This is a genomic window from Extibacter muris (genome assembly GCF_004345005.1).
In the GTDB taxonomy this organism is placed as follows: domain Bacteria; phylum Bacillota; class Clostridia; order Lachnospirales; family Lachnospiraceae; genus Extibacter; species Extibacter muris.
Map to the genome: position 1 here is coordinate 186,164 of NZ_SMMX01000005.1, position 25,892 is coordinate 212,055.

A 25,892-nucleotide genomic window follows, 5' to 3' on the forward strand; every position below is an offset into this window, starting at 1 on the left:
GACAGTATGTTATATGAGATAACATCCTCGTACCTGATTCCGGCTCTTCTTAATAAAAACGGCTTTCGCAGCGAAGCGAGGAAGCCAGACATGCTACAATCATGTTACAAAGCGTACCCTCGCCCATGTCAGTAACGTAGACAGCCGGAGAGCATCTGCCGGGCTGTATATATAGAACAGACAGGAGCCCTCTTTCCTTTCCTCCTTGATAGACGCCAACTTTTCCACAGGAATATCACATATGATAATATCGCTGTCCTGCCAACCAGTCTGCATAGATGTCGATGTATTTACGTTGTTAGTAACAGGCCCTTCTTCCATGACAGATCGAATCAGAGGTTCTAAGTCAGTATGTTCAGAGAAAATAGTTATTTTACGTTCTTCATGATACATAGTAAGACCTCTCCCTTTCTGAGTCCCGATGAATCCAAGCGCTAGCTGTTCCAGTATTTTTCTTCAAATTCTTCCGGGGTGACCGGCTTAGAGATATAGTACCCCTGGATGCTGTCTGCAGACATGCTTCGGACGGTGTCCAGTTCGTCTTCATATTCCACGCCTTCCACGCAGACCGAGATTCCGATGCTGTGGCACAGGCTGATGACGGCCTGGATGAACGAACGGTTGAAGAAATGCTCTTTATCATTAATCAATGAGATGAACATCCGGTCTATCTTGACGATATCCGCCAGTGTCTGTGAGAGCATGCCCAGGGAAGAATAGCCTGTCCCAAAATCATCCATGGCGATACATATGTCTATATCCTGCAGACGCTGGAACGTAGCTTTCAATGTAGGCATGTCCGTCACGAAATAGCGTTCTGTCATCTCGAGTACGATGTGCCTGGCAGGAAGGTCATATTTCTTCAGCAGCTCCTCTACATAAGATACAAAGTCATCTTCAATTATCTGAACGTATGATACATTGATATTCATGACGAAGTCAGGCCATCTGTCAATCCATTTCTTACAAGTGCAGAAGGCCTTATCCAGTACCCATTTGCCGACGGTTTCGATATTTCCGTTGGATTCCAGAAGAGGTATGAACTCCGCTGGCCCTACCTTTTCCATCTTCGGCGAATACCAGCGCAGCAAGGCTTCCGCGCCCTTCAGCCCGAGCTCGTCTGATTTGACGAGGGGCTGATACACGACGGAGAACCCATCCATGCCGTTCATCACGCAGCGCTGCAGTTCGTTCGTCAGTTCCATGATATGTAGGTTGGACTGAAGAAGGCCCGGAGTGAACGCGGTGCACATGTTCTTGCCTTTCTTCTTAGATGCCTCCAGTGCGCTCATGGCACATTTTAAGAGGCCGAGGTAGTTGTCCGTATCCGTGCCGAGCATGGCTATGCCGGCTGAAATCGTGCAGTAGTAGGAGATGCCGTCAATCTCGTGTTCTTTGTTGGCATAGATATGTATCTTGGAATATAAGCTGTTCATGTCCTCGAGCGTGGCACCCGGACAGAAGACGGCACCTTCGTCTCCGTCAAACCGGAAGGTTTCTGCCTTATGTGGTATCATATGGCTTCAATATGGCTCTTGCATTCCTCCTGGGTAAAAAGTCCGGTCGTCCGGTCCATCTTCCCCTTGCTGCCGACCGGAGTGACGACGCCCGCGAACATGGTGGGCTTACCGCCGCCGTCCCTGGACAGCAGGACGCGGCAGCAGACCCAGATGTATTCATTCTTCTTGTTCAAGATCTGGTATTCTACATCGTGGATATCCGTATATCCAGACAGCATCTCATCGATAGAGTCGTAATAACGCTGATTGTCCTTCTCATGTATAAGTTCCCCCCAAAGAGGTATGAGTCCCGGCTCGAGCCGCCCGGGCAGATCGAAATCACGGGTCATGTTCTCGGACACGAGGGCAGTATCCGTGGACATATCCACGATATAGATATAATCTTCGGTACTTTTGACGATGGCATTATAGAAGGCATCTGTATCTATGTAAAATGAATCAGGTATGCATTCATGATGTTTCATAAGCCCACCCTTTACACAAACAAGCTTTAAGTTCATTGTAGATGACCGGGTATGTTAAATCAACCAAAAGTAGCAAATAATTACTGTTTGTGCAGATTATGGGGGTTATTCGTCGAATACTTCTATCTCCAGGTCTCCCTGGTACTTCCGTTCCATCTGGTGCCGGGCTTTCCGGTGCTCTACCGTGTCAAAGATGATTGAAAAATCATAGTCCTCAGGATACAGCTGTGACGCGGGGACCTGCAGCTTCAGACGCTTTTTGTTGACGATAAGCTTCTCTTTCTGCACCTGTACGAGGACATTGCCGCGGCTGTCCGCCGTCTGGACGACGATGCCGATCTTCCGGTCCGGCAGAACCATGACACTGTCACCCCTCGTGAAACTGTCTTCCTGCGCTGCCGCGGGCTTTATATGATCGACGGGCTTCAGACGTGGGGCAGATACTTTGCAAAATGGTTCGGTTGCTTCATAGCCCTTCAGTTCGGCGATGACATGCTCCGCACGCGGCCCGTAAGCTTCTCTGGCGGCAGCCGCCAGCATCCCGTCGGGCACACCGAGCCGCTTGGCGATATACAGAGCGCAGCTGTCTCCAGATTCACCGATGGTGAGGCGGTAGAGCGGCTTTAACGTCTCCTTGTCGAATTCCATACGGGCATTGGAAATGCCGGGGTGACGTCCGGCGTATTCCTTCACTTCCGGATAGTGGGTCGTCACAAAGAACAAGGCGCCGCTTCTGCGCAGCTCTTCCAGTATAGAGATGGCAATCCCCATGCCCTCGGCGGGATCAGTGCCGGAACCGAGCTCATCCATGACGACAAGGCTGTCCTTGGTCACTCTTTTTAAGATATCCAGCACATTTTTGATATGTGCCGAGAAGGTGGACAGATTATCTGCTATATTCTGCCCGTCCCCGATATCACACAGAATCTGGTTGTTCATTGCAACGTCTGCAGACGTACATGGGACGTGCAGGCCGGCACATGCCATAGCGCTTACGAGGGCGACGGTCTTAAGGGCGACCGTCTTCCCTCCGGTATTCGGACCGGTAATGATGATACCGCTTGTGCCTCGGCCGGCCTCGAAGTCGAGCGGCACGCACGTCTCTCTCTCCAGCATCGGATGCCGCGCGCCGGTGATGGAGATATACCGGTCAAGGTTGATGGCGGGTTCTGACGCGTCCATATCGAGGCTCAGCTTCGCTTTGGCGAATACGAAGTCGAGGACTGCGATGACCCGTACATCTTCTTTTAAGGCCTCCTCATTCTGGGCGATCTGCTCGAGCAGCTCGTAGAGCACCCTGCGTTCTTCGGAATCTTCCTGGATCTTCCATACTTCCAGCTCTTCCCGGAGGGCAGCGACAGCCTCAGGTTCGATGAACAGCGTTGCACCAGAAGCAGACTTGTCTACGACGCTGCCGGCTACTTTCGTACGGCATTCCTTCTTGACCGGAATACAGAGCCTTCCGTTGCGCTGGACGATAAAGGAATCGCTGGCGCAGGCACCGGCAGCCTTCAGGGCGCGGGATGCCTTCTCGCTGATCTTCTCTTCCGAGCGCTGGATCTGCCGTCGGATGTCCTTCAGATACCCGGAGGCATAGTCATCTACACGTCCGGCACGGATACAGCGTTCGATATCCTCCTTCAGCTCCTCGGGAAGATACAGGTTGTCATTGTAAAAGGCGATCCGTATGCGCTGTTCCTCCCCCTTTTTCAGATAGAGCTTCAGGCGGCGGACGGCATTGAGGAACAGCCCTATCTCCTCGAGCTGTTCGGGCAGGAGCAGCTCTCCGATGACTGCCTTTTCTATAAACGCTTCGATGTGTTCCATTGCAGGAAGAGGCGGCAGGCCGAGCAGTTCGACCATTTCACGTGCCTGTGTCGTCTCACGCATGTTTTTGCGCAGCTTTGACTCGGACAGGAAGGGGTGGAGAGAGCGTATCTGCTCTTTTGCACGGGCGGTAAGGGCACAGTCTGCCAGTTTCTCTATAATTTCATAATATCCGATGATTTCTAATGATTTATTGTACATGTGCATATTCCTTTCTGGTATTAAAATAAAAGACCACAGAAGCGTATCCGCCCTGTTCAAGGCATACGGCTTCTGTGGTCCAAAGAACAGACAGACTGGGCAATAAAAAACACAGCCCTTACAAGCTGTGCATTCCATAGGATCCCTTCACTGTCTATATAAACAGGAAAGCGTATGAATGTGTATCGTAAGGCGAATATACCGGCGGAATCGGACGCACCGGCATAGAGAGTACGACGGCCCGAAAGCCAGGGTACTCCGACAACGTATTTATTTCGCTGTATATCCCTTCACTGACACAATTAACATACACTACCTCGTTCATTGATTATTCTATGATTATTGGATTTATTATAACATATGGGGTAAAGTTGTCAACCGGAAAAGTGGTTTTGCATAATATTGGCATGCATTTGCAGAAGATTGGGGCATAGCAAGTCATACTCGTTCGCCCCCCTGCATAGATTGTAAAAACAAATTGTGCAGGGGTTATTTATATGAAAGATTATATTCAGGAACGAGCAGTAGAGATTGCGTACTATATCATTGAGCATCAGGCTACGGTGCGTCAGACGGCAAAGCAGTTTGGAGTGAGCAAAAGCACGATACATACTGTTGTAACAAAATAGAACGGTTCGTTTGGGTAATAGAATAACAAACCAAGGAGGAACGAACCATGAAGGAATTGAAAAAAAGAATTACGGAAAATGGCATTGATTATGTGCTTGTTGGAGACTACTATATCCCTGACCTAAAACTGCCGGAGGAAAACCGCCCTATCGGGAAATACGGAAGCCTGCACAGGACTTATCTGAAAGAATGCCACCTTGCTCGATACAGCAATCTTATCCTGACCGGGGAACTCTGGACATATCTTGCCGACTTGAATGAACAGGCACAGGAAAGGCTTGACACTATCATGGAACAGATGAAAGCTGTTGAGGGCGTGACGGAAGAACTGAAAGCAGCAAATCAAATGGAATGGGTGCAGCGTCTTAACAATATCCGCAACCAGGCGGAAGAAATTATTTATGCGGAACTGGTCTATGTATAATACGGACGGTTTTATTTCCGAAAAGATAACTCTACAGCTGGGAAAGTGAATCCAAAATATGATATGTAATGCAAGAGAGCTACGAACCGTTTCAGCGGAAAACGTAGCTCTTTTGTGTCATTCTTTTGGCTTTTTCTTTCCAAACAGGGACAGCAGCTTTGATTTCCCACGCTGGCTGGCGGCTGCCGGAAGTAAGGGGGATTTTTTGAATACACGTGCAAGAGCGATACGGTCATCTTCCGGAAGTTTCATATAATCAATTCCGAATACCCGGCAGATAGTAAACGCCCGCTTTTCGTCTGCTGTTCCTTTGTGCATGAGGGCGTCCAGCAGTATTACGGGAATATTTCTGGCAAAATCCGCTGTGGGTGTTTCAGGTTCGGCAGTTGTCCTGTCGGATTCGTGCCGGGTGCGGAGGTCTTTTACAATCCGGTCAAGGTCATCATGGATAACATGGCTGAAAAACATCTCCTCGCTGACCTGCCCCAGCTCCAAAGTACGCATATAAAGGTCATTTTCGGGTGTCTGGTGCTGTTCCATGACGGACTGCCTTGCTTTTTCCAGAAGTAAATTCATGTCTTGGACACGCATATCTGCAATCCGGTCAATGCAGATTTCTATATCCGTCATCAGACGCATAAATCCGGGGTGGCAGAAAAGCTCACAAAGAAGCCGGTTGTTCATTGTACCGCTTTTTAATAAATCAACTGTGGAATCATTCAAATGCAGCTCATACAGGGAGGTATTTGGATGATTTTTATTTTCGGTCAGTCCCATGAGGTAATCCATAGACAGACCGTAATATTCTGCCAGTTTTGCCAGATTAAACGGACTTATATCTGTGCAGTTGTCGGATTCATATTTTCCCAGAGTGGCTTTTGATATGCCCGTTGCCTTTTCCAGTTCCGCAAGCGTCATGTGGCGTCTGGTTCTTTCATCCTTCAATTTTTCCTGAAGCGTTAATTTAATATACATCACTCATCTCCTCCCAAAACAGCGTTAAATTCATTATAACACAGAGCATTTCCGAAAACGTAGAAATTTCCGCTTTTTTGGCTTTTTTCTAACCTTTCGGACATACGGGGGAAGCCGGTTTATTTTGTTAAGATTTCAGTATCACAGGGACATTGAAAACAGAATGACCGGCTGCAAGTGATACCGTTCCCGGGGAAGTAGTGCCATGACAGGAGCATACCAAAGGAACGAAGAACGCTGGGATAATTCCGGGCAGGAACGGATTGCAGGTAAAACGGCGGAAATAAAAAAATCAATTTATGGAGGTAGGAATATGAAGTTAAACATGGAAGAAAAGAAAATTTTATATGCGTTCGGGTGCGGGAATCTTGAAAATACGGTACGCCGATTAAAATGGATTACCGCCATGACAGTGGACACAAAGGCAAAACGCCGGGTGCTGTGTCTGGCAAGAAAGCTGGACAGCAAAAATGTTAGAGAATGGTATCCCTGCTTTTACCGTCGTCTCCGCTTGGAAATGGAAAGATATTTTGAAGCAAAGAAATATATCCACGTTGTGGAAACAAGCACAGACTGGGAGGATTTATATGGGAAAGCTGTTTAAATACGAAAAAGAAACGATTGTGAATTTCAATGAGAAAGAAAGTGAAGCCACCATTTACACACATAATGCCGACCTAAAACGCAGGCTTGCGGAGTTTAGCAGAAAGTATCCTGCCCTGTGTCGGCTGATGTGCCAGAATTTGGAAGGCGGTGTCACTTATGTCATGGACAAGTCAAGGCTGTCCATTCGCCTGATTCCGCCTTACAGCGAGGAACGCCGGGCGGCGGCAAGAGAATATGCAAAACAGCATGGTTTTCAGGCATTACAGACAGAGGACAGAAAAACAGCATAATTTCGGGGCGATTTACGGTCAAAACATCGGGTGCAGACTTGATATTTTGATCGTTTCCTGTAAGCAGGGTACAAAGATAAGGGGAACAGTGAAAGGGTACTTTTGAGCGTTACAGGGAAGAAAATAAATAAAATATTTTCCAGAGTGCATGGCATTCTGGAAAGTGTCCTGTGTCGGAGTGCATGGGGCACTTTCATTTTGCAGAAAAAACGGGAGGATTGCATGGAAGATAAGAAATATCTCGGCTATATGCGTGTCAGCAGCCGGGAGCAGAATGAGGACAGACAGAGGATAGCACTTCTTGAAATGGGTGTGCCAAAAGAAAATATCTATATGGATAAGCTGTCGGGTAAAAATTTTGACAGACCACAATATAAGAAGCTGCTGCGGAAACTGAACGGGAATACGGTACTGTTTGTAAAATCCATTGACCGTTTAGGCAGGAATTACGCAGATTTGAATGAGCAATGGCGTATTATCACAAAGGAAAAGGGGGCAGATATTGTTGTGATTGATATGCCACTGCTTGATACCAGACGGGAGAAGAATCTGCTTGGAACGTTCATCAGTGATATTGTGCTGGCACTGCTGTCCTATGTGGCAGAGAACGAACGCCTTAACATCAGGCAAAGACAGGCAGAGGGCATTGCGGCGGCAAAGGCAAGGGGCGTAAAATTCGGCAGACCGCCAAAACCATTACCGGATAATTTCTATGAAGTTCATAAGGCATGGAAAAACAAGAAACTGACACAGAAAGAAGCCGCCAAAGCCTGTAATATGGCGGAAAGCACATTTCATGACAAGGCTAAGAAATTCGGAAAAGATTAAGTTTTCGGGGAGGTACTGTAAATCGGAAAAGTGTACTTTTTCGATTTTCTGTTCACTTAACCGATTGCATATAATTATACCAAAAAACAGCTAAAAAGCAAGGATAATATAAAGAAATTCTGATGAAAAACCATTCTTCAAATTAGTTGCGAAAAAGTACACTTTATCTAAGGAGGAATTTCTAAAATGGAAAAGCAACCTAAATTAGTCACATGTAAACACTGTGGTGAGGAAATTGCGGCAGGAGCAAAAGTATGTCCAAAATGTGGGGGTAAAAACAAAAAACCAATTTATAAGCGTCCTTGGTTTAGTGTTCTTGTAGTTTTGATTGTTATTGGAGCAATAGGCAGTGCTGGGGGGAAAAATGAATCATCTAATACTGTAAGCAACGAAAATAATACAACTACAAATGATAATGTTGCAGACAGCAAAGATTCAAGCCAAAAGGAAGTAGATGAAGAAATCAGTTATACCGCTTATGATGTTTCTGAGCTTATGGATGATTTAAAATCCAACGCTATGAAAGCAACTGACAAATATGAGAAACAATATGTAGAGTTGACTGGAAGATTAAACGTAATTGATAGCAGTGGAAAATATATTTCTATTACGCCTGTCGATGATGAGTTTGCAATTATGGGAGTTCAATGCTATATAAAAAATGATGACCAAAAGACTGTGATTATGGATATGTCCATAGGAGATACTATTATCGTCAAAGGAAAAATTACTGATGTCGGAGAAGTCATGGGATATTCTCTTGACATTGATGAAATTAGTAAATAAATTCACCCTTTAGTATAGAACAGGTTATGCTTTGAAAATGAATATTTGTGAATTTTTTAAACAGACCATTTTACTGGAAAGTAAGGTGGTCTCTTTTTTTCAGAAGTTTCCATTAAAGGACTTTGAAAAAAGCGAGAACGAGCCACTGGGAAAATTGCAGGATTCGGCTTTTTCGGGCGGGAGTGCAGAGGGCGGCAAGCCCTTTGTGCAAGGGTACAGGGAATGCAATATCCCTGTGCGGGTCAAGGGCGGCAGCCTTGCCCAGTAGGAGTGATGCCTGCGTCGCTCCATACTGGGTATTATCTGACGCAAAAGCACAGCAAAAAGTAGCTTCGCTGCCAGTGACCGCATAGCTGTCACTTTCCCCTTGTGGGGGAAATCTTGAAGAAACGGAGGGAAAAAGTTTGAAATTGACGAAACACAACGGGCGTGCCGGGAAGCATGGCGTTTACAATCCGAAGCACAATGACCGCAGTTTTGATGTGAGCCATAGCGAACACATTGACGGGGAACGGGCAGAAAGAAATGTTTATTGGGACTGCTATAACGGGTATCGCCGGCTTGCGGAAAAGAACAGTGATGAAATCGAAATGGCTTCCACTTTTGAGGAAGTTGAACAGCTTTATTATCACAACCGCTATATGGATTATACAGTCGGGCAGAATGCCCGGAATGAAAAGAACCGCCACACAGAACGGAACCGCACAACAGATGAAATCCTTAAAAATAAAAAGACCTGCCCGGAGGAAAGTTTACTGCAAATCGGAATGAAAGAAGAACACGTTCCGGCAGAAACACTTCTGATAATTGCGACAGAGTTTTTTGCAGAATTTGAGGAACGCTTCGGCTCCCATGTCCACATTCTGGACTGGGCACTGCACATTGATGAAAGTACGCCCCATATCCATGAACGCCATGTTTTTGACTGTGAAAACCAGTACGGGGAGCTTTGCCCACAGCAGGAAAAGGCTCTGGAAACCCTCGGCTTTGAACTGCCGGAGCCGGACAAAAAATCAAGCCGGTACAATAACAGGAAAATGACTTTTGACGCTGCCTGCCGGACCATGCTCTTTGATATATGTAAAAAACATGGACTTCATTTGGAGGAAGAACCGGAATACGGTGGTCGCAAATATCTGGAGAAGCAGGACTTTATTTTATCGAAACAAAAGGAAGAAATGGCGAAGCAGTACAGTCAGATTCGGTCGCAGGAAACCTTTCTTCAAAGCCAGAAAAAATCCATTCAATCACAGAGCGAAATGATGTATCAGCAGCGAAAAGCATTGCAGTCCCAGCAAAGCCGGATTGAAAAACAGGACGCAGTGATTCAGGAGAAAGAAGGGAAACTGGAAGAATTGACATTGAAGCTTGGTGATGTGGAATCCCTTATTGATGATGTTTCCGAAATTGCCTATGACAAGGCGGTGGAGGTTGTGAGTGATACTGTCCGGGTGGAAACGCACAGGCAGGATATTAAAATGGTGGAGCAGTCCAAAGCATGGGTACTCTCCCCGGAGCGTAAGGCTTCCCAGAAAGAAAAGGACTATGCCGCCGCCCGTCTGGACGGTGTGGTTACCAAAATCACAAAAGCCATGCAGACAGCAATGACAGCGATTAAGGCTACGCTGATGAAGCCGGAAGTCAGGAAAGCAAATACAGAGCAGATTAAGGAAAAAGCCAGAACTTCTATCCTTGATAAGCTGCATAAAAATCAGGCTGATATTGCCCGGCGGGAAGCGGAAAGGAAAAATACGCTGCCACACAGAAAACAGGATATGGAACTTTAACAGGCACTTACCATTTTCGATTGAGAATGATGAGTGCCTTTTTATTTTGGAGGTATTGATTTGAATGTGTTTGAAGCAGTAAAGCAGTCCGTCACGACAAGGCAGGCTGCGGAACATTACGGAATAAAGGTAAACAGAAACGGAATGGCGGTCTGCCCGTTCCACAATGACAAAAATCCCAGCATGAAACTGGATAAGCGTTTTCACTGCTTCGGCTGCGGAGCAGACGGGGATGTGATTGACTTTAGTGCCCGGCTGTTCGGACTTGGATTGAAAGAAGCGGCTGAAAAACTGGCGGACGATTTTTTCATCGCTTATGACAGCAGAGGCAGAGCGTCCCCGAAAGAATCTGTCCGGTTAAAACTGGCACAGGAAAAACAGTCCAGACAGGAAGAACGGGACTGTTACCGGATGCTGTGCGACTATCTCTACTCTTTGTATGAGTGGAAAGAAAAATATGCGCCCAAACCGGAAGATGACGAGTGGAATCCGCTGTTTATTGAAGTATTACAGCGGACTTCTTATATCGAATATCTTCTGGATATGCTCCTTTTCGGGGATAAGGAAGAAAAAGAATGGATTGTGCGGGAGCATGGAAAGGAGGTCAGAAAACTTGGAGAACGGTTATCAGAAATCAACAGAAAACGGAGAAGAAACAGCATTGCCGACATTAGGGGATACCGAACCGGCAGGGAACGTGGCAGAAGTCTGGGATATGCTGGAGAGGAACGATAAAGGGAATGTGAAGAATACGATTGGGAACTGCCTGACGGTCTTTCAGTCTGACCCGGTATTGTTTCATGCAGTCCGCTATAACCTGCTGACAGAGCGTGTGGACATTGGAAAGCCGCTGTGGTGGGAGAAAAATTCCCCTGCTCTTACAGACACTGATATATGCTATTTTATGTATTATCTGGAAAAGAATTACGGTCTTACCAGTGAGAAAAATATCCAGAAAGCAATCCGGCTGACAGCCGATCAGAACCGCTACCACCCGATAAGGAACTACTTAAATTCCCTCTGCTGGGATGGAAAAGAGCGTATCGGTCATGCCCTCTCCCATTTTCTTGGTGCGGAAGAAAGTAATTACTGCCGGGAAGCGTTACAGCTTTTCATGCTGGGGGCAATCCGCCGGGTATTTGAGCCGGGATGTAAATTTGAGGTCATGCTCTGTCTGGTGGGCGGTCAGGGTGCCGGAAAATCCACTTTTTTCCGTCTACTTGCAGTCAAAGATGACTGGTTTACAGATGATTTGAAGAAGCTGGATGATGACAATGTTTACCGCAAATTGCAGGGACATTGGATTATTGAAATGTCGGAAATGCTTGCTACCGTTAATGCAAAGAGCATAGAGGAAATCAAGTCTTTTCTGAGCCGGTCAAAGGAAGTCTACAAAGTTCCCTATGATACGCACCCGGCTGACCGTATGCGTCAGTGCGTGTTTGGTGGAACGTCAAACACCATAGACTTCCTGCCCCTCGACAGAACCGGAAACAGGCGTTTCCTGCCGGTCATGGTAGAGCCGGTCAAAGCAGAGGTTCATATCCTTGCGGATGAAGCTGGTTCAAGGGAATATATCGGGCAGATGTGGGCGGAAGCAATGAGTATCTACCGAAGCGGGGACTATCCCCTTTCTTTTTCCCCTGCCATGCAGGACTATCTGAAAGAATATCAGGCTATTTTATGCCGGAAGATACAAAGGCTGGCATGATACAGGAATTTCTGGATGATTTTAAGGGAAATATGGTCTGCTCCAAACAGCTTTACAAAGAAGCCCTGAACCATGCCTTTGAAGAACCGAAGCAATGGGAAATCCGGGAAATCAACGATATTATGAACCACTCTGTTTCCGGTTGGCAGGCATTTAAGAATCCGAGACGGTTTCCCAGCTATGGCAGACAGAAAGGCTGGGAACGTGCAACCGGCACTGACAATCTGTCCGGGAACGGGACAGATGGCTTTACGGAACTGACAGAGGAAGAAGCCTGTCAGATGGAACTTGTCTTTGAAAAATAGGGACGGGTTGCAGGTCTGGTTTATGTTTCGTTGCAGGGCGTGTTGTCAGAGAAATCCCCTGATTTTACAGGGTATTTGCTGTACTGGCAACCATAACAACCAAATAATAATAAAAAAAGAAAACAGTAACAGATACAACCATAACTGCCTGACAAAACAGGAATCTGCGTTTTTTTACGTCCGTTGCCGGACTTCGTTGCAGCTTCTTCCTTGTCGGGCATATTTCATTCACAGGAGGTATTGAACATTTAACAGGACTATTTTACAAAATGTTTTCATAGTTATGGACAAGGAGATATGGGAGGAGGTGGAAGTTCCGCTATGAAAAAGAGAAAGCTTAATTACAGGTTTCATAATCCGAACACAGCGGAAGTGACCGCCGACTATTTGTTAAAGGTATTGATTGAAGCGAATGAGGGGAAAGTGGAACAGGCGATACAGGAAGCTGCAGATGAGCTTCCTGAGGATACAAAGGTTATAGAAGCATATTTGGTATGATATTATGTAAGGGCATTTTTGGTGAATAAACCATTTTTCTTACGAAAAGTCAAATTGTAAAAAGAACAATATGTCCCAAATATATTGACTTTTGTCCCAATGTTTGGTATGGTATTTACAGAGGTGAAAGCGATGAAAAAACAAAATCTAATCAATTTAGTTAAATATCATGTAGAAAAAAAAGATGATGCATTTATTAACGAAGTTGCAACAATCGCTCGTGCTTTTGATGCTAAAGGAGATAACGCGGTAGCACAGTATCTTATGGAATTGATTTCTACGGCGAATTTTTATGTGCCACAAGCAAGTTATAAAAATTTAAACTATTTAAGAAAAGTAAATTATTCGACCAATCCATTGATTTTGCCAGATGTTATAGAACAAGATATTATTGGTATTACAAAAGCTATAAGTAATAAAGTAGGTTTGTCTAAATTCCTTTTTTATGGAAAGCCGGGTACAGGAAAAACAGAGTCGGCGTATCAGATTGCAAGAATATTAGAACGAGATATTTTGTCTGTTGATTTTGAACAACTTATCGACAGTAGGCTTGGGGAAACTGCAAAAAATGTTGCAAAACTATTTGACGAAATTAATCATTTGCAATATGGGAAGGTAATTATTGTATTTGATGAAATTGATTCATTAGTTTTAGATAGAATCAATAGCAATGATTTAAGAGAAATGGGACGAGTTACCTCAGTTTTCATTAGAGAGTTAGAAGAACTTAATGAAAATATTGTACTGATTGCAACCACAAATTTATTTGAAAAATTTGACAAGGCAGTCGTACGTAGATTTGATGCAACAATATCATTTAACCGTTATAGTAAAGAGGATCTTATTGAAATTGCAGATTCTATGTTGACAACGAGCCTGAAAAAAGCAAGTAATTTACGAAAAGATATTAGATTGTTTAATAAGATTTTGAAAAATCTAAAGGAAATTCCATATCCTGGAGACTTAAAACAAATAATTAAAACGGCTGTAGCATTTAGTGACGAGACAAATGAGTACGACTATTTGCGGAAAATTTATCTCGCATTGAATCCGACAAATGAGGAAATGCAACTTCAAAAATTGAGCGAAGAGGGATATACAGTTAGGGAAATAGAAATTCTATCCAGAGTACCTAAAAGTAGCGTTTCGAGAAAGTTGAGGGAAGAGTAAATGAATAAGATTTTACAAGTGAAATTGAAATTCTCAAATGAGAAGAATAATCAACGTCCGAACGCAAGAAATTTAAGAGCACATGCAGAAACTTCAATTGATAAGATTGACAGTATATGTGATGATTTGCGAACTATATTACGATTTTATAAAAATTCTCCCCAATTTTTAGAAAATATTTTAGTTGATGTAAATTATAACGATATTATAGCAAAATCTAATAGAGTGCAGGCGTTATTAAAACCATCAGGGAAGAAAACTAATGATATGGTAGTGGGAGCAAGATTTTCAGATGCTCCAGAAGGTCAAGAAAATCATATTATAACCTATTATGTGGATAGAATGACCATAGAAAATACAATAGAAAATTTAAAGAAAGTAAAAAAGTTTTTACAAAATAAGTTGAATGGGAAGGCTACTGCAAGCAATTTTAATGAACCTGATAATAAGTTAAAGTATGAGGGGTATGAACTTTCAAAAAGTAAGATCCGCGATTTTATAGTAGATTGTTCAGTGGTTGAATCGCTTTCAGTGCCACATATTTCTAATGTTCCAGATAAAGAGTCGTTCCTTGTAACATTTTATAAGACAGAACTGTCTGTTGCAAAACTCTTGGAAAAACTCAAAGTTGATGATATAAAGCATCAATATTATTTTTATGGTGATGATACGATTTCTGTAAATAAAGAATTATATAATTTTTTAGAAACAAATGTACCATATCTTATTTCGATGGTATCATCTGATTTTTCGAAAATTACATTGGCAGATATAAAAGAAGATAATGCAGAAGAAGAGATAATTATCCCTGATCCGGCTCATGAACCTACCATAGGAGTCATTGATACCTTGTTTGACGAAAATGTATATTTTGGTAATTGGGTTGAAAACGTTGATTATTTGGATGAAATAGAAAAGTTGATGGATAAGGGGAAAGATAGAACTCATGGAACGGCAATTTCTTCCATAATAGTGGATGGACCAAGATTGAATCCTTGGTTAGATGACGGATGCGGAAGATTTAAGGTTAGACATTTTGGAGTTTGTGCTGAGAGAATATCTACAGTAAAGTTGATGAAAAAAATTAAGGAAATTATTGCAAACAATTCTGATATTCATGTGTGGAATCTTTCTTTAGGAACAGACGATGAGGTGTCAAAAAATTTTATATCGTATGACGCAGCAGTATTAGATGAGTTACAAGCTCAGAAGAATATTGTTTTCGTTATTTCGGGAACTAATGATAATCGTAGCACAAAAAATGGAATATTGAGAGTTGGTTCGCCAGCAGATTCACTTAATTCAATAGTAGTTAATTCAGTTCGTCGGGATGGAACTCCAGCAAGTTATTCAAGAAAAGGTAATATTTTGTCTTTTTTTAATAAACCTGATGTTTCATACTATGGTGGAGATTATAACGAAAGAATTAAGGTTTATACTTCAAATGGAGAAATGAATGAATATGGGACTTCTTTTGCAGCACCATGGATTAGTAGAAAGTTATGTTATTTAATTGATGTTGTGGGTTTACCAAGAGAGGTGGCAAAAGCTCTTATAATAGACTCTGCTGCAGGATGGGAATATAAATTAGGTGCATATAAAAACAAAGATATTTTAGGATATGGTGTTATTCCTATAGACATATCTAGAATACTGTCTTCTGAGAGTAGAGAAATAAGGTTTATTGTTTATGGGACATCACAGTCATACAAAACAACAAATTATGCAATTCCGGTTCCAAGAGATGATGAAAATAAATATCCATATATAGCAAGAGCAACGATGTGTTATTTCCCAGATTGTAGTAGAGCACAAGGGGTCGATTATACTAACCGAGAATTATCGATGAAGTTTGGACGAGTAAAACCTAATGGGCAAATAGATGATATAAATGAAAATATACAGGACGAAGAAGGACTACATGCAGATGAACGTCAATCAAGAAAAGAATTTAGAAAATGGGAAAATACAAAATTTATTTCCAAGGTGCTAAAGGCTAATCGTCCAATAGTATCTTATGGTGAGCGCTTGTGGGGAATATCAGTGATTTCTAAAGAACGTTTATCTTCTCAGATGGAAAAAGATTTAAATTTTGGTGCTGTAATTACGCTGAGAGAAGTTAATGGTATAAATAGAATAGAAGATTTTATTAAAGCATGTACCTTGAGAGGATGGATTGTATCAGAGATTGATGTTGAAAATCAAATTGATGTATATAATACAAATCAAGAGGAGATTGTATTTGATTAGTATCAATTTTTAGATTAAGAGATTGTGCTTAAAAAAATTTATTTGAATAGCGTTAACAAGGTATTGCTGAAAAATTTGGTAATACCTTGTTTTTTTTACTTTACAAATAGCGAGTTTGAGATATAATAAGGATGTAACAGAACGGTTTAGTTATAACAGAAAGGTATCGGATATGAATATAGCTGCCTATTGCCGAGTTTCCACTGATAAAGCCGACCAGCTCAACAGTCTGGAAGCACAAAAAGAATTTTTCTCTGAGTACACCCAGCGTACCGGTGACAACTTAGTAAGATTATATGCTGACGAAGGAATTTCAGGCACAAAAATCAAAAATCGTAAAGAATTTTTACGCATGATGGCAGATGCAGAGCATGGACTGTTTGATATGGTGGTTGTAAAGGACATCTCCCGTTTTGCAAGAAATACGGTTGATCTTCTGCAGAACGTCCGCAAGCTGAAAGCCTTGGGCATCGAAACGCAGTTCCTGACAGCCAATATGACCAGCATGGGAAATAGTGAATTTGTCCTGACGATTTTCGGTGCGCTGGCACAGGAGGAAAGCGCCAATACTTCTAAACGTGTGAAGTTCGGTAAGAAAATGAATGCGGAAAAAGGACGGGTTCCGAATATTGTGTACGGATATGATAAAACCATTGGCGATTATTTCAATTTGGCAATCAATGAGGAAGAAGCAGCTGTTATCCGGCAGATTTATCGATGGTATATCGAAGAGGGATATGGTGCCGCTAAAATTGCAAATATGCTGAATGCCAAGGGTATCCGAACAAAGCGTAATTGCCAGTGGAGTCAGAATGCAACTTGCCGGATTCTGACAAATGAGCTTTATACCGGTAAAATCATCAATGGTAAGCAGGAAGTAGCTGATTTCCTGACCGGACAGAGAACGGATAAAGATGAAACAGAGTGGATGGTGGTAGAACGTCCGGATTTGCGGATTATTGATCCGGAAATGTATGAAAAGGCACAGGAGATATTGCAGTTCAGAAGCAAAACCTTTAAGCTGGATAAAGAAAGACAAAGCAATAAATATCTTTTTTCTACACTTATCAAATGTAAGGAATGCGGATGGTCTTTCAGGCGAACCGTTCGTACCTATAAGAATACTTATATTCGCTGGGTCTGCTCTGGTCATAACGGACGTGGCGCCGATAGTTGCCCGAATGCCCAGACGGTAGATGAGGAAGAACTGATTGAAGTCTTGTCCGAATATTTTTCAGGACTGCTGAAAGCAAAGAAAAATGTCATTCGCCATGTGACAAGCGAATTCCAGCGGGTTTACAAGGCGAAAGACGAGAACTTGAATTACGAAAAAGAGCTAAATGCCCAACTTCAAAAGCTTCAAAAGATGCGTCAGAAATACATGGATATGTACACAGACGATCTTATTACCCGGGAGGAACTGAATGATAAAATCGGCGGCATGAGAAAAGAAATTGAACGGCTGGAAAACGAACTGAAGATGGTAGCGTATCATCTTACCAAAGGGGAACAATTGGAAAGCGTCCTCGGAAGGACATTCAAAGAGATTGAGGATATAACAGATGTACACCAGATGACCAATGCCCAGCTGAAACGCATTATCCAGAAAATCGAAGTGGATAAAGACGGGAATGTGGATATTTACCTGCGTTTGCTTGGGGATTTGGGCTTGGACGAAACCGTTCTAATTCATCACGACGAAACATAAGGATGTGACGGAGCGGCTCTTACAGATCAATCCGGCTCTGGCTAACCAGGCGCGCAAGGTGCTGGACATGAACAAGTCTGAGCGCCATATCCGCGGCGGGATGGCTACGCGTGAAAAGTATCTGCATAGCCGCCACGATGAGGAACAATGCGTTCACAGTGAAAGTATGGTATAATACATACATATACTGAAACGGACTTGTGTACGAATGAAGGAGATACGGTATTGAGAAGAACAGGAAAGCCTGCATCTGTAATTCTGGCCTGCCTGCTCACAGTGGTGGCTGCAGCATGCGGTATTACAGGATGTAAAGGTGAAGAAAAAGCGGAAGCGAAGAAGAAGGCAGAGATTGTCCTCTGGCATTACTGGGACCTTCCGCATCAGAGGAGAACGCTGGAATCGCTTGTGGATGGCTATAACCAGTCCCAGGATGCCGTCCGGGTTAAGACAAGGTATATACCTGACGCGGACTTCAAAAAAGAACTTGCGCTTAGCATAGCGGATAGCAAGACGCCGGACATCGCGCTTGTCGATTCTGTCGATTTCCAGTTTTTTCATTCCATGCAGCCGTTCGTGGATCTGACGGATGAGATCCAAGAGCTGGGGCAGTATCTGCCATCGGCAGTGGAGCCATGTACGGTAGAGGGGCGCACGCGCGGGCTTCCGGCGGGGCTCAACTGTACCGCCCTGTTCTATAACGCCGATATGTTTGAAGAAGCAGGCCTGTCCGTACCCGGGACGTGGGAAGAATTCCAGCGGCTTCAATGAGATGGTAAAGCACATCGAGATGCTCATCGACCAGGTGAAAGCCGCTATCCTGGAACAGAAGAATGCGGAGCTGTCCGCTTTGGAGGCCCAGATCGATCCACATTTCCTCTATAATACGCTGGATACCATCAACTGGAAGGCCATTGAAAGAGGCGAGTTTGAAATCAGCGGGATGGTGGGAGCGCTGGCGGACATCCTGAGGTACACGGTTAAGAACGCAGGGGGCGAGACGTCCATAGAGCAGGAACTGTACTGGCTCCGCCAGTATATCATATTGCAGAGCGCCAAGGCGGGCAAAGAGATGCTGGTTCGGCTGGATGTGCCGGACAGCCTGAGAGGCTGCCGCATACATAAGCTGCTGCTGCAGCCTTTTGTGGAAAATGCCATCAAGCACGGAATGAAGCACAAAGAAGGGGAGTGCAGGATTGACATCACCATGCGCAGTACAGAAAGCCAGATCCACATCATCATCACGGACAATGGGACAGGCATAGCCGCCTCCACGCTTGCGGGGCTTAATTCTCAGGAACTGGAGAATGATACGGAATATGCCGGGAACCATCTTGGAATTACGAATGTCAGAAAGCGGCTCAGGTTATATTACGGGGAGCAGGCCGATATCTATTTTGAGAGCAGGCCTGGCTCCTATACGAAGGTACACCTGTTTATTCCGGCGGTACCCGCCGGGGAAGGAGGAACACGGGCATGAAAATCGTAGTGGTAGAAGACGAGGCGCCAATCAGGAACGGCATGAGCAAGCTGCTGGAAAAGATCAATCCTGAATATGAGCTTGCGGGTACGGCAGAAAACGGACTGCAGGGGCTGGAGCTGATCGAGAGGGTAACCCCCGATCTCGTCATCATGGATATTCATATGCCGGACATGGACGGGCTTACGATGCTTGCAAAGGTCCGGGAAAAGGGGATGAACTGCAAAGCCATCGTCTTGTCTGCATATTCGGACTTCTCTTATGCCAAGATAGCGATCGAGCTTGGAATTGAGAACTACCTGCTGAAGCCGATCAAGATCCCGGAGCTGAAGCGGGCGCTGGAACAGGTGGAGAGAACGCTCATAGAGCAGCAGAGCAAGGAGGAGTTCTTCACGCTGGAAAATATATTTTACCGCAGCGCGACGGGGCAGTTCAAGTCTGACAGACAGACGGATATCACATTGGAAGAACACTTCCGTATCGCTCCGGACGAGGAGATTACGGTTCTGCTTGTCAAGCTCAGCGGCTGCTACGCCGTCTACCATGATACGGTCCGGTCGCTGCTGGAAGAGACGGGCATCCACAAGGGTACGTTTTCCTCCTGCCTGCTGGAGCTTGAGGAGAGAGAAAGCGTCATCATGCTTCTCTATAAGACGGACGATAAAGAAGAGCTGCGGCAGTATTTTCAAAAAGCCGTCATGCCTATGCTCTGCGGCCAGGTAAAAGGCAGCATCACGGCTGTCTGGCAGTCATGCGAAGGTCTGGCGGGAGTGAATCCGGCGCTGGCGAAGATGAGGGAGACTCTGGAATGGAATCTCGTCCTTGGACGGGAAACGCTCATCAGCGAGACCCGGATAGGACAGACGGAGCCTGTACCGGTCAAGTATCCGGTGGACATAGAGACGCAGGCCAGGCAGGCAATCGTCTCCAACAACAAGGCGGAGTTTGAAGCGTGCACGAAGCGGCTGAAAGAATATTTCCTGGCGGCTGTGCACGCACCGAAGGAGATAAAAGAAGCCTGCACCCGCTACTGCATGGCAGTGTACCATACGGCCAAAGAGGCGGGCAAAGTGTCTGAGGATATATCGACCCAGGACATCATGAATAAGATAACTCGCGCCTATACGTGGGAGCAGATAGGGGAAGCGTACCGCCAGTTCTTTGAAGGGCTCAGGTTCCACCGGGAAGAGGAGGCCACGAGCCTTATGGTGCAGCGTGCGGCGCAGCTCATACAGGAGTACTATAACCAGGGGATTACGTTGGAAGAGATTGCACGTAAGCTGTGTGTATCGGAAGAATACCTAAGCGCCCAGTTCAAGAAAGAGACGGGCAGGACATTTACAGAGACGATCCGCGGCTACCGGATAGAGAGGGTGAAAGAGCTGCTTCTTCAGACAACCCTGAAGCTGAACCAGATAGCAGACCTTGCCGGCTATACGGACCCGAAATACATGAGCAAGGTATTCAGGGATGAGGTGGGAGTGACGCCTGCAGAATATCGGAAGTTGAATAATTAGGGTAGAAAAATGTCGAAATCTGGACAAATCCTGCTAAATATTTCTACCTTTTTGAAAAATTTCCACCTTTTTAATGAAACAATATATGGTAACATGGCAATAATAAAATGGAACATATGGACTAGATATTGAAAAGCTCATTGAACATTCAACGTTCGGTGCGCATAGATTAAAAAGGTAAGGAGAGATTATTATGAGTAGAAAGACAGTGGTATTTCAAAGACCTGACGATGTCTTAGACTTTGTTAACAAGGTGGGCAAGTATCCTTATGATATGGATATGAAGCGTGGCAGATTCATCGTAGACGCAAAGTCTATATTAGGACTTATGAATCTCGGACTAAAGAATAAGATTGAGCTGCAAGTCTATCATGACAGCTGTGACGAGCTCTGGCATGATATCGAAAAATACATCGCGGCGTAATATAGCACTTGAAGGAGGAAACCCCTCGGCGTATAATATATAGTTACCGGGCCGTAAATGTCTGGTAAGTATATATGTGCCGCGCAGACGATGCGAGGCAGGATATACGGTGAGGAGTTTTTTATTATGGAAAATAAAGGAAAGGCAGGCAGGAGCGGCTATCTCTTTGACAATAAGACGCTCCTGGCATTGATTCTTCCGCTTATCATCGAGCAGCTTCTGGCAGTGCTCGTCGGTATGGCGGATTCTATTATGATTGCAAGCGTGGGAGAGCCGGCCGTGTCGGGCGTATCTCTCGTAGACCAGATTATGGTGCTGCTCATCAACCTCTTCGGAGCACTGGCGACGGGCGGGGCGGTCGTAGCCGGACAGTACCTCGGCCAGAAGAATAAGAAGCAGGCGTGCAAGGCAGCGACACAGCTTGTCTGGTTTATCACGATTAGCGCAGTCGCCATAACCATAGTCGTGTACGCGTGCAAGTATCTCATACTGCACGGCGTCTTTGGAAAGATAGAGCAGGACGTCATGGGCCATGCCAATACATATCTGATGATCGTGACCGCCTCCATTCCGTTCATGGCGCTGTACAACGGCGGAGCGGCTATCTTCCGGGCCATGGGCAATTCCAATGTGTCCATGCAGGTCTCCATCGTGATGAACATTATCAACGTGACAGGTAACGCCGTGCTGATCTACGGCTTCCACAGGGGGACGGAAGGCGTCGCCATACCGACGCTCGTGTCCCGTATCGTGGCTGCGGTGCTCATCATGGCGCTGCTGGTGAATGAGAAGAGGACGCTGCATGTAGAAAAGACGCTGCGTTACCGTCCCGACTGGAGGCTCGTCAAAAAGATACTAAGCATCGGCATCCCTAACGGGCTTGAGAACAGCATGTTCCAACTCGGCAAGATACTCGTGCTGAGCCTCGTATCGACGTTCGGCACGTATGCCATCGCCGCCAATGCGGTATCCAATGCCGTGGCGCTGTTCCAGATACTTCCGGGCATGGCGATGACGCTTGCGGCCACCACGGTCATCGCACGTTGCGTAGGTGCAGGCGACTATGAACAGGTCCGCTATTATAATAAGAAGCTCATACGGATTACCCATGTCTGCATGGTAGTGACAGTGGGAGCTATCTTCCTCATCCTTCCGCTAATTCTCAAGGCATACCATCTGTCGGACATGACCGCAGTAGTCACGAGGCAGATATTGTATTTCCACGGAATCAGCGCCATCCTCATATGGCCGGTATCCTTTATTCTGCCGGCTACGTTCCGGGCGTCGGGGGACGCGAAGGCCTGTATGTACATTTCCATCCTGTCCATGTGGATATTCCGTATCATATTCAGCTACGTTCTCGGCAAATACCTGGGACTCGGCGTATTCGGCATCTGGGTGGCGATGGTCATCGACTGGATATTCCGCGCGGTCTGCTTTGTCATCCGTTATTTCCGCGGGAGCTGGAAGAAAAAAGCCATCGTATAATCTTCCTAAAGTTACAGGTTACCCTTGTAAATACAAGGGGGCTCGTATATAATTGAAAAATAGTTTAGACATAGGAGGAACTTCTTGTGAAGAGAGAATTGGTGATAGTGATAGATTTCGGCGGCCAGTACAACCAGCTTGTAGCCCGCCGCGTCAGAGAGTGCAATGTATATTGTGAAATCTACTCTTATAAAACAGATATAGGCAAGATAAAAGAGATGAACCCGATGGGCATCATCCTGACGGGCGGCCCGAACAGCTGCTATGAGGCGGATTCGCCGACCTGCAGCAGAGAGCTGTTTGAGCTTGGAATACCGGTGCTCGGCCTCTGCTACGGCGCACAGCTCATGATGCATGTGCTTGGCGGCAAGGTAGAAAGGGCGGATGTCAGGGAATACGGCAAGACGGAAGTGATAATAGATAAGATGGATTCTAAAGTATTTGAGGAAGTCGTATCCCCGACCATATGCTGGATGAGCCACTTCGACTCTATCTCAAAGGCAGCGCCCGGATTCGAGATTACTGCCCATACGGCGGACTGTCCAGTGGCAGCGGCAGAGAACGAGGCGGAGAAGCTATATGCAATCCAGTATCACCCGGAAGTGCTCCACACAGTGGAAGGCACGAAGATGCTGTCCAACTTCGTACATGGCGTGTGCGGATGCGCCGGTGACTGGAGGATGGACTCCTTCGTGGAAGAGTCCATCAGAACTATCCGTGAAAAAGTCGGAGACGGCAAGGTGCTCTGCGCCCTCTCAGGGGGCGTGGATTCCTCTGTGGCAGCAGTCATGCTCTCCAAGGCAATCGGAAGCCAGCTCACGTGCGTGTTCGTAGATCACGGCCTGCTCCGGAAGAATGAAGGCGACGAAGTAGAAGCAGTCTTCGGGCCGGAGGGCAATTATGACCTCAACTTCGTGCGCGTCAATGCACAGGAACGGTTCTATGGAAAGCTTGCCGGAGTGGCAGAGCCGGAAGAGAAACGGAAGATTATCGGTGAAGAATTTATTCGTGTGTTTGAGGAAGAGGCGAAGAAAATCGGCGCTGTAGACTTCCTCGTACAGGGGACGATATACCCGGACGTAGTGGAAAGTGGTCTCGGCGGAGAATCCGCCGTCATCAAATCCCACCACAATGTGGGCGGCCTGCCGGATTATGTGGATTTTAAGGAGATTATCGAGCCGCTCAGAGATCTCTTCAAGGATGAGGTCCGCAAGGCCGGGCTGGAAATGGGGATACCGGAGTACCTCGTGTTCCGTCAGCCGTTCCCTGGGCCTGGGCTTGGTGTCCGCATAGTGGGAGAAGTGACTGCCGAGAAGGTGAAGATGGTCCAGGATGCGGATGCAATCTACCGGGAAGAGATTCAGAACGCCGGTCTTGATAAGGGAATCGGACAGTATTTTGCCGCACTCACGAATATGAGGAGCGTCGGAGTCATGGGCGATGAAAGAACGTATGACTATGCGGTGGCGCTACGGGCGGTGAATACGGTTGACTTCATGACGGCGGAGGCGGCGGAGATACCGTGGAGCGTGCTGCAGAAGGTGACGAGCCGGATTGTGAATGAGGTGGCGCATGTGAACCGGGTGCTGTATGATTGCACGGGGAAGCCACCGGGGACGATAGAGCTCGAATAAACCGAGAGGTCGTAAAATCCAGTGTTTATGCGGGTTTGCGGCACTCGGAGAAGTCTTTTGATAACAATTTGATAACAGTTATATCAGAGCGATTATTCTTGTAATCCACTGGTTTGTGGGTAAAAGAAAAATGGCTTTCTGATATAACAATCCATATTAAAACGCCCTTAGCTGTGGGTAACACGGCTAAGGGCGTTTTGTCGTTCTTATGCGGCTTGTTCAAAAATATGTTTTTGCATATTCAAATAATATTTCAAATCGTCTGCAGTTTTCTTTTTGAAATATTTTGGTCGGTTTATAGACTGTGTGCTAATATTATTAGCTTCAGCCAAACGCTTAGTATAATCGAATATGCAATTTATCAAGTCACCAAATTGAGCCATTGAAATGTTAAAGTTAATAGATTTTTTCGGACTGTCCTTTTCAATAGTTTCAATGGAACAAATAAGAGTATCTAAGATTTCGATACTTAAAGTTCCATTTCGAGCAGAATCTAAATATTCTTGTAAAGCCGTTCCAAATTGTTTGTCGAGTTTTCGCTGCTTTCTATGTGCTATATATCCGACTGTGCCAGCGACTGCACCGCCTATGACAAGGACACCACCAACTATGATAGTTCCTTTTTGATGTACTCGGATAAAATCGACAGCTTTAGATGCGCCCTCTTTGGCTGCATCAGCAACCGCAGGAATATGTTTGGCAACTCTTTTGTTATCTACTTTTTTGGCTAAACCACATAGCTCTAAAACACCTGCTTTAACACCTGCGTATGTTTTTTCGTCTATATCAAGATAGATAGGAACAACTGGCATTTTTTATCAACTCCTTTACTTATCATTAAGTTGGTCTTTGAATTGCTCCAGCAAAGCATCGCTCAATTCCTGAGATGGCACTTTCGCCCATCGCTGTGTGGTGTCGTAGTTTGGATAATGGTAACGCCATTGGTCGTACTGTTCTCTGTCGATTTCGTCAGCAGATAGCTTGTCCGCTTGCTCTTTCCAAGCATAGAGCATTTTCAGTAACTCAGCAGCGTCCTTGCTTTTATCCTTGTTGACTTTCAGACAGACTTCGCCGTCTGTTTCGCTGACAGTCAGACCGTAAATGTCCTCAAGGGTAAATAAGGTGTGCATAAGTCCGATGTAGCTGTCAATGTCGGGAACATCAAGAGCCTGTGGTGCAACATCAAGTACCTGTGCCAAAGCTGCTGTTAAGTCAGCTTTTGGTTTGCGTGAGCCTGTTTCATACTGTGCCAAACGGACATCAGCACTTCTTTCGGGGAAGCCGACAGCAGTACCGAGATACTTCTGTGTCATTCCACGCATAAGTCTGAAAAAATGTATTCTTTCGCCAATAGCCATATATGTTTCACTCC

Annotated in this window: 25 protein-coding genes and 3 pseudogenes; 21 read left to right on the forward strand and 7 right to left on the reverse strand. The window is 45.3% G+C overall.

What is annotated here, in order from left to right:
• Window positions 1-99 precede the first annotated feature (99 nt).
• From E1963_RS08045 to E1963_RS08055, 4 genes are all read right to left on the reverse strand, one after another.
• Window positions 100-393, reverse strand: coding sequence for a hypothetical protein (locus tag E1963_RS08045; RefSeq protein ID WP_132276957.1), 294 nt, complete (start codon window positions 391-393; stop codon window positions 100-102).
• 41 nt (window positions 394-434) lie between these two features.
• The gene (locus E1963_RS08050) at window positions 435-1,517 is read right to left on the reverse strand and encodes an EAL domain-containing protein (protein ID WP_315974344.1); all 1,083 of its coding nucleotides are present in this window, start codon (window positions 1,515-1,517) and stop codon (window positions 435-437) included.
• Window positions 1,514-1,984, reverse strand: a complete 471-nt coding sequence (locus E1963_RS21860; RefSeq protein WP_315974345.1) for a PAS domain-containing protein — start codon at window positions 1,982-1,984, stop codon at window positions 1,514-1,516. Before E1963_RS21860 ends, E1963_RS08050 begins: the two co-directional genes overlap by 4 nt.
• A 105-nt stretch (window positions 1,985-2,089) precedes the next feature.
• Window positions 2,090-4,012 carry an endonuclease MutS2 gene (locus tag E1963_RS08055; RefSeq protein WP_132276959.1) on the reverse strand — a complete coding sequence of 641 codons (1,923 nt, stop codon included), beginning with the start codon at window positions 4,010-4,012 and terminating at the stop codon, window positions 2,090-2,092.
• A 497-nt stretch (window positions 4,013-4,509) separates the two neighbouring features.
• On the opposite strand from E1963_RS08055, the pseudogene E1963_RS08060 reads away from it, so the two are divergent.
• Both E1963_RS08060 and E1963_RS08065 read left to right on the forward strand, forming a co-directional pair.
• A pseudogene (locus E1963_RS08060) lies at window positions 4,510-4,635 on the forward strand (sporulation transcriptional regulator SpoIIID); the annotation flags it as partial.
• A 53-nt stretch (window positions 4,636-4,688) separates the two neighbouring features.
• Complete coding sequence (locus E1963_RS08065) at window positions 4,689-5,066, forward strand: TnpV protein (RefSeq protein ID WP_132276961.1); 378 nt, start codon at window positions 4,689-4,691, stop codon at window positions 5,064-5,066.
• A 117-nt stretch (window positions 5,067-5,183) separates the two neighbouring features.
• Here E1963_RS08065 and E1963_RS08070 read toward each other — a convergent pair whose 3' ends face one another.
• Window positions 5,184-6,041 carry a helix-turn-helix domain-containing protein gene (locus E1963_RS08070; RefSeq protein ID WP_132276963.1) on the reverse strand — a complete coding sequence of 286 codons (858 nt, stop codon included), beginning with the start codon at window positions 6,039-6,041 and terminating at the stop codon, window positions 5,184-5,186.
• Between the two features lie 313 nt (window positions 6,042-6,354).
• Here E1963_RS08070 and E1963_RS08075 point away from each other — a divergent pair, with 313 nt between their 5' ends.
• The 19 genes and pseudogenes from E1963_RS08075 to guaA all read left to right on the forward strand — a co-directional run bounded on the left by E1963_RS08075 (window position 6,355) and on the right by guaA (window position 24,520).
• Window positions 6,355-6,645: a hypothetical protein gene (locus E1963_RS08075; RefSeq protein ID WP_132276965.1), complete on the forward strand. Its 291-nt coding sequence runs from the start codon at window positions 6,355-6,357 to the stop codon at window positions 6,643-6,645.
• Complete coding sequence (locus tag E1963_RS08080; protein ID WP_132276967.1) at window positions 6,629-6,937, forward strand: molecular chaperone; 309 nt, start codon at window positions 6,629-6,631, stop codon at window positions 6,935-6,937. The genes E1963_RS08075 and E1963_RS08080 overlap by 17 nt, the downstream gene beginning before the upstream one ends.
• 222 nt (window positions 6,938-7,159) lie before the next feature.
• Window positions 7,160-7,765: a recombinase family protein gene (locus tag E1963_RS08085; protein WP_132276970.1), complete on the forward strand. Its 606-nt coding sequence runs from the start codon at window positions 7,160-7,162 to the stop codon at window positions 7,763-7,765.
• A 186-nt stretch (window positions 7,766-7,951) separates the two neighbouring features.
• A complete protein-coding gene (locus E1963_RS08090) occupies window positions 7,952-8,551 on the forward strand; it encodes a zinc ribbon domain-containing protein (protein WP_167482143.1) in 600 nt (199 codons plus the stop codon).
• A 31-nt stretch (window positions 8,552-8,582) separates the two neighbouring features.
• Window positions 8,583-8,819, forward strand: a complete 237-nt coding sequence (locus E1963_RS19640; protein WP_167482138.1) for a hypothetical protein — start codon at window positions 8,583-8,585, stop codon at window positions 8,817-8,819.
• A 136-nt stretch (window positions 8,820-8,955) separates the two neighbouring features.
• Entirely contained in the window at window positions 8,956-10,338 is a 1,383-nt protein-coding gene (locus tag E1963_RS08095; RefSeq protein WP_132276974.1) for a serine/arginine repetitive matrix protein 2, read from the forward strand.
• 60 nt (window positions 10,339-10,398) lie between these two features.
• Complete coding sequence (locus E1963_RS08100) at window positions 10,399-11,073, forward strand: CHC2 zinc finger domain-containing protein (RefSeq protein ID WP_132276976.1); 675 nt, start codon at window positions 10,399-10,401, stop codon at window positions 11,071-11,073.
• A pseudogene (locus E1963_RS08105) lies at window positions 11,054-12,354 on the forward strand (virulence-associated E family protein). The gene E1963_RS08100 and the pseudogene E1963_RS08105 overlap by 20 nt, the downstream one beginning before the upstream one ends.
• Before the next feature lie 321 nt (window positions 12,355-12,675).
• The gene (locus E1963_RS19645) at window positions 12,676-12,852 is read left to right on the forward strand and encodes a hypothetical protein (protein ID WP_167482144.1); all 177 of its coding nucleotides are present in this window, start codon (window positions 12,676-12,678) and stop codon (window positions 12,850-12,852) included.
• 132 nt (window positions 12,853-12,984) lie between these two features.
• Complete coding sequence (locus tag E1963_RS08110; RefSeq protein WP_132276978.1) at window positions 12,985-14,022, forward strand: ATP-binding protein; 1,038 nt, start codon at window positions 12,985-12,987, stop codon at window positions 14,020-14,022.
• The gene (locus tag E1963_RS08115) at window positions 14,023-16,272 is read left to right on the forward strand and encodes a S8 family peptidase (protein WP_132276980.1); all 2,250 of its coding nucleotides are present in this window, start codon (window positions 14,023-14,025) and stop codon (window positions 16,270-16,272) included. It abuts the gene before it with no gap.
• A 172-nt stretch (window positions 16,273-16,444) separates the two neighbouring features.
• The gene (locus E1963_RS08120; RefSeq protein WP_132276982.1) at window positions 16,445-17,980 is read left to right on the forward strand and encodes a recombinase family protein; all 1,536 of its coding nucleotides are present in this window, start codon (window positions 16,445-16,447) and stop codon (window positions 17,978-17,980) included.
• Window positions 17,967-18,155, forward strand: a pseudogene (locus E1963_RS08125) (sporulation transcriptional regulator SpoIIID); the annotation flags it as partial. The gene E1963_RS08120 and the pseudogene E1963_RS08125, both read left to right, overlap by 14 nt.
• Window positions 18,156-18,205: 50 nt before the next feature.
• Window positions 18,206-18,748: an ABC transporter substrate-binding protein gene (locus tag E1963_RS08130; RefSeq protein ID WP_243117637.1), complete on the forward strand. Its 543-nt coding sequence runs from the start codon at window positions 18,206-18,208 to the stop codon at window positions 18,746-18,748.
• Window positions 18,690-19,457, forward strand: a complete 768-nt coding sequence (locus E1963_RS08135) for a sensor histidine kinase (protein ID WP_243117638.1) — start codon at window positions 18,690-18,692, stop codon at window positions 19,455-19,457. The genes E1963_RS08130 and E1963_RS08135 overlap by 59 nt, the downstream gene beginning before the upstream one ends.
• Complete coding sequence (locus tag E1963_RS08140; protein ID WP_132276988.1) at window positions 19,454-20,974, forward strand: response regulator transcription factor; 1,521 nt, start codon at window positions 19,454-19,456, stop codon at window positions 20,972-20,974. Before E1963_RS08135 ends, E1963_RS08140 begins: the two co-directional genes overlap by 4 nt.
• A gap of 193 nt (window positions 20,975-21,167) precedes the next feature.
• Window positions 21,168-21,398 carry an HPr family phosphocarrier protein gene (locus E1963_RS08145; protein ID WP_066572140.1) on the forward strand — a complete coding sequence of 77 codons (231 nt, stop codon included), beginning with the start codon at window positions 21,168-21,170 and terminating at the stop codon, window positions 21,396-21,398.
• 126 nt (window positions 21,399-21,524) lie between these two features.
• Window positions 21,525-22,886, forward strand: a complete 1,362-nt coding sequence (locus E1963_RS08150) for an MATE family efflux transporter (protein ID WP_132276990.1) — start codon at window positions 21,525-21,527, stop codon at window positions 22,884-22,886.
• Window positions 22,887-22,972: 86 nt separating this feature from the next.
• Entirely contained in the window at window positions 22,973-24,520 is a 1,548-nt protein-coding gene (gene guaA / locus E1963_RS08155) for a glutamine-hydrolyzing GMP synthase (RefSeq protein WP_132276992.1), read from the forward strand.
• A gap of 206 nt (window positions 24,521-24,726) precedes the next feature.
• Here the strand turns inward: guaA and E1963_RS08160 are convergent, their stop codons facing one another.
• Both E1963_RS08160 and E1963_RS08165 read right to left on the reverse strand, forming a co-directional pair.
• Entirely contained in the window at window positions 24,727-25,332 is a 606-nt protein-coding gene (locus E1963_RS08160; protein WP_132276994.1) for a hypothetical protein, read from the reverse strand.
• 15 nt (window positions 25,333-25,347) lie between these two features.
• Entirely contained in the window at window positions 25,348-25,878 is a 531-nt protein-coding gene (locus E1963_RS08165) for a helix-turn-helix domain-containing protein (protein ID WP_132276996.1), read from the reverse strand.
• Between the last annotated feature and the right edge of the window lie 14 nt (window positions 25,879-25,892).

Bases quoted from the DNA above. Each gene is read 5' to 3' on its own strand.
- E1963_RS08045 (WP_132276957.1), bottom strand. From the start codon at position 393: ATGTATCATGAAGAACGTAAAATAACTATTTTCTCTGAACATACTGAC.
- E1963_RS08050 (WP_315974344.1), bottom strand. From the start codon at position 1,517: ATGATACCACATAAGGCAGAAACCTTCCGGTTTGACGGAGACGAAGGT.
- E1963_RS21860 (WP_315974345.1), bottom strand. From the start codon at position 1,984: ATGAAACATCATGAATGCATACCTGATTCATTTTACATAGATACAGAT.
- E1963_RS08055 (WP_132276959.1), bottom strand. From the start codon at position 4,012: ATGTACAATAAATCATTAGAAATCATCGGATATTATGAAATTATAGAG.
- E1963_RS08065 (WP_132276961.1), top strand. From the start codon at position 4,689: ATGAAGGAATTGAAAAAAAGAATTACGGAAAATGGCATTGATTATGTG.
- E1963_RS08070 (WP_132276963.1), bottom strand. From the start codon at position 6,041: ATGTATATTAAATTAACGCTTCAGGAAAAATTGAAGGATGAAAGAACC.
- E1963_RS08075 (WP_132276965.1), top strand. From the start codon at position 6,355: ATGAAGTTAAACATGGAAGAAAAGAAAATTTTATATGCGTTCGGGTGC.
- E1963_RS08080 (WP_132276967.1), top strand. From the start codon at position 6,629: ATGGGAAAGCTGTTTAAATACGAAAAAGAAACGATTGTGAATTTCAAT.
- E1963_RS08085 (WP_132276970.1), top strand. From the start codon at position 7,160: ATGGAAGATAAGAAATATCTCGGCTATATGCGTGTCAGCAGCCGGGAG.
- E1963_RS08090 (WP_167482143.1), top strand. From the start codon at position 7,952: ATGGAAAAGCAACCTAAATTAGTCACATGTAAACACTGTGGTGAGGAA.
- E1963_RS19645 (WP_167482144.1), top strand. From the start codon at position 12,676: ATGAAAAAGAGAAAGCTTAATTACAGGTTTCATAATCCGAACACAGCG.
- E1963_RS08110 (WP_132276978.1), top strand. From the start codon at position 12,985: ATGAAAAAACAAAATCTAATCAATTTAGTTAAATATCATGTAGAAAAA.
- E1963_RS08115 (WP_132276980.1), top strand. From the start codon at position 14,023: ATGAATAAGATTTTACAAGTGAAATTGAAATTCTCAAATGAGAAGAAT.
- E1963_RS08120 (WP_132276982.1), top strand. From the start codon at position 16,445: ATGAATATAGCTGCCTATTGCCGAGTTTCCACTGATAAAGCCGACCAG.
- E1963_RS08140 (WP_132276988.1), top strand. From the start codon at position 19,454: ATGAAAATCGTAGTGGTAGAAGACGAGGCGCCAATCAGGAACGGCATG.
- E1963_RS08145 (WP_066572140.1), top strand. From the start codon at position 21,168: ATGAGTAGAAAGACAGTGGTATTTCAAAGACCTGACGATGTCTTAGAC.
- E1963_RS08150 (WP_132276990.1), top strand. From the start codon at position 21,525: ATGGAAAATAAAGGAAAGGCAGGCAGGAGCGGCTATCTCTTTGACAAT.
- E1963_RS08160 (WP_132276994.1), bottom strand. From the start codon at position 25,332: ATGCCAGTTGTTCCTATCTATCTTGATATAGACGAAAAAACATACGCA.
- E1963_RS08165 (WP_132276996.1), bottom strand. From the start codon at position 25,878: ATGGCTATTGGCGAAAGAATACATTTTTTCAGACTTATGCGTGGAATG.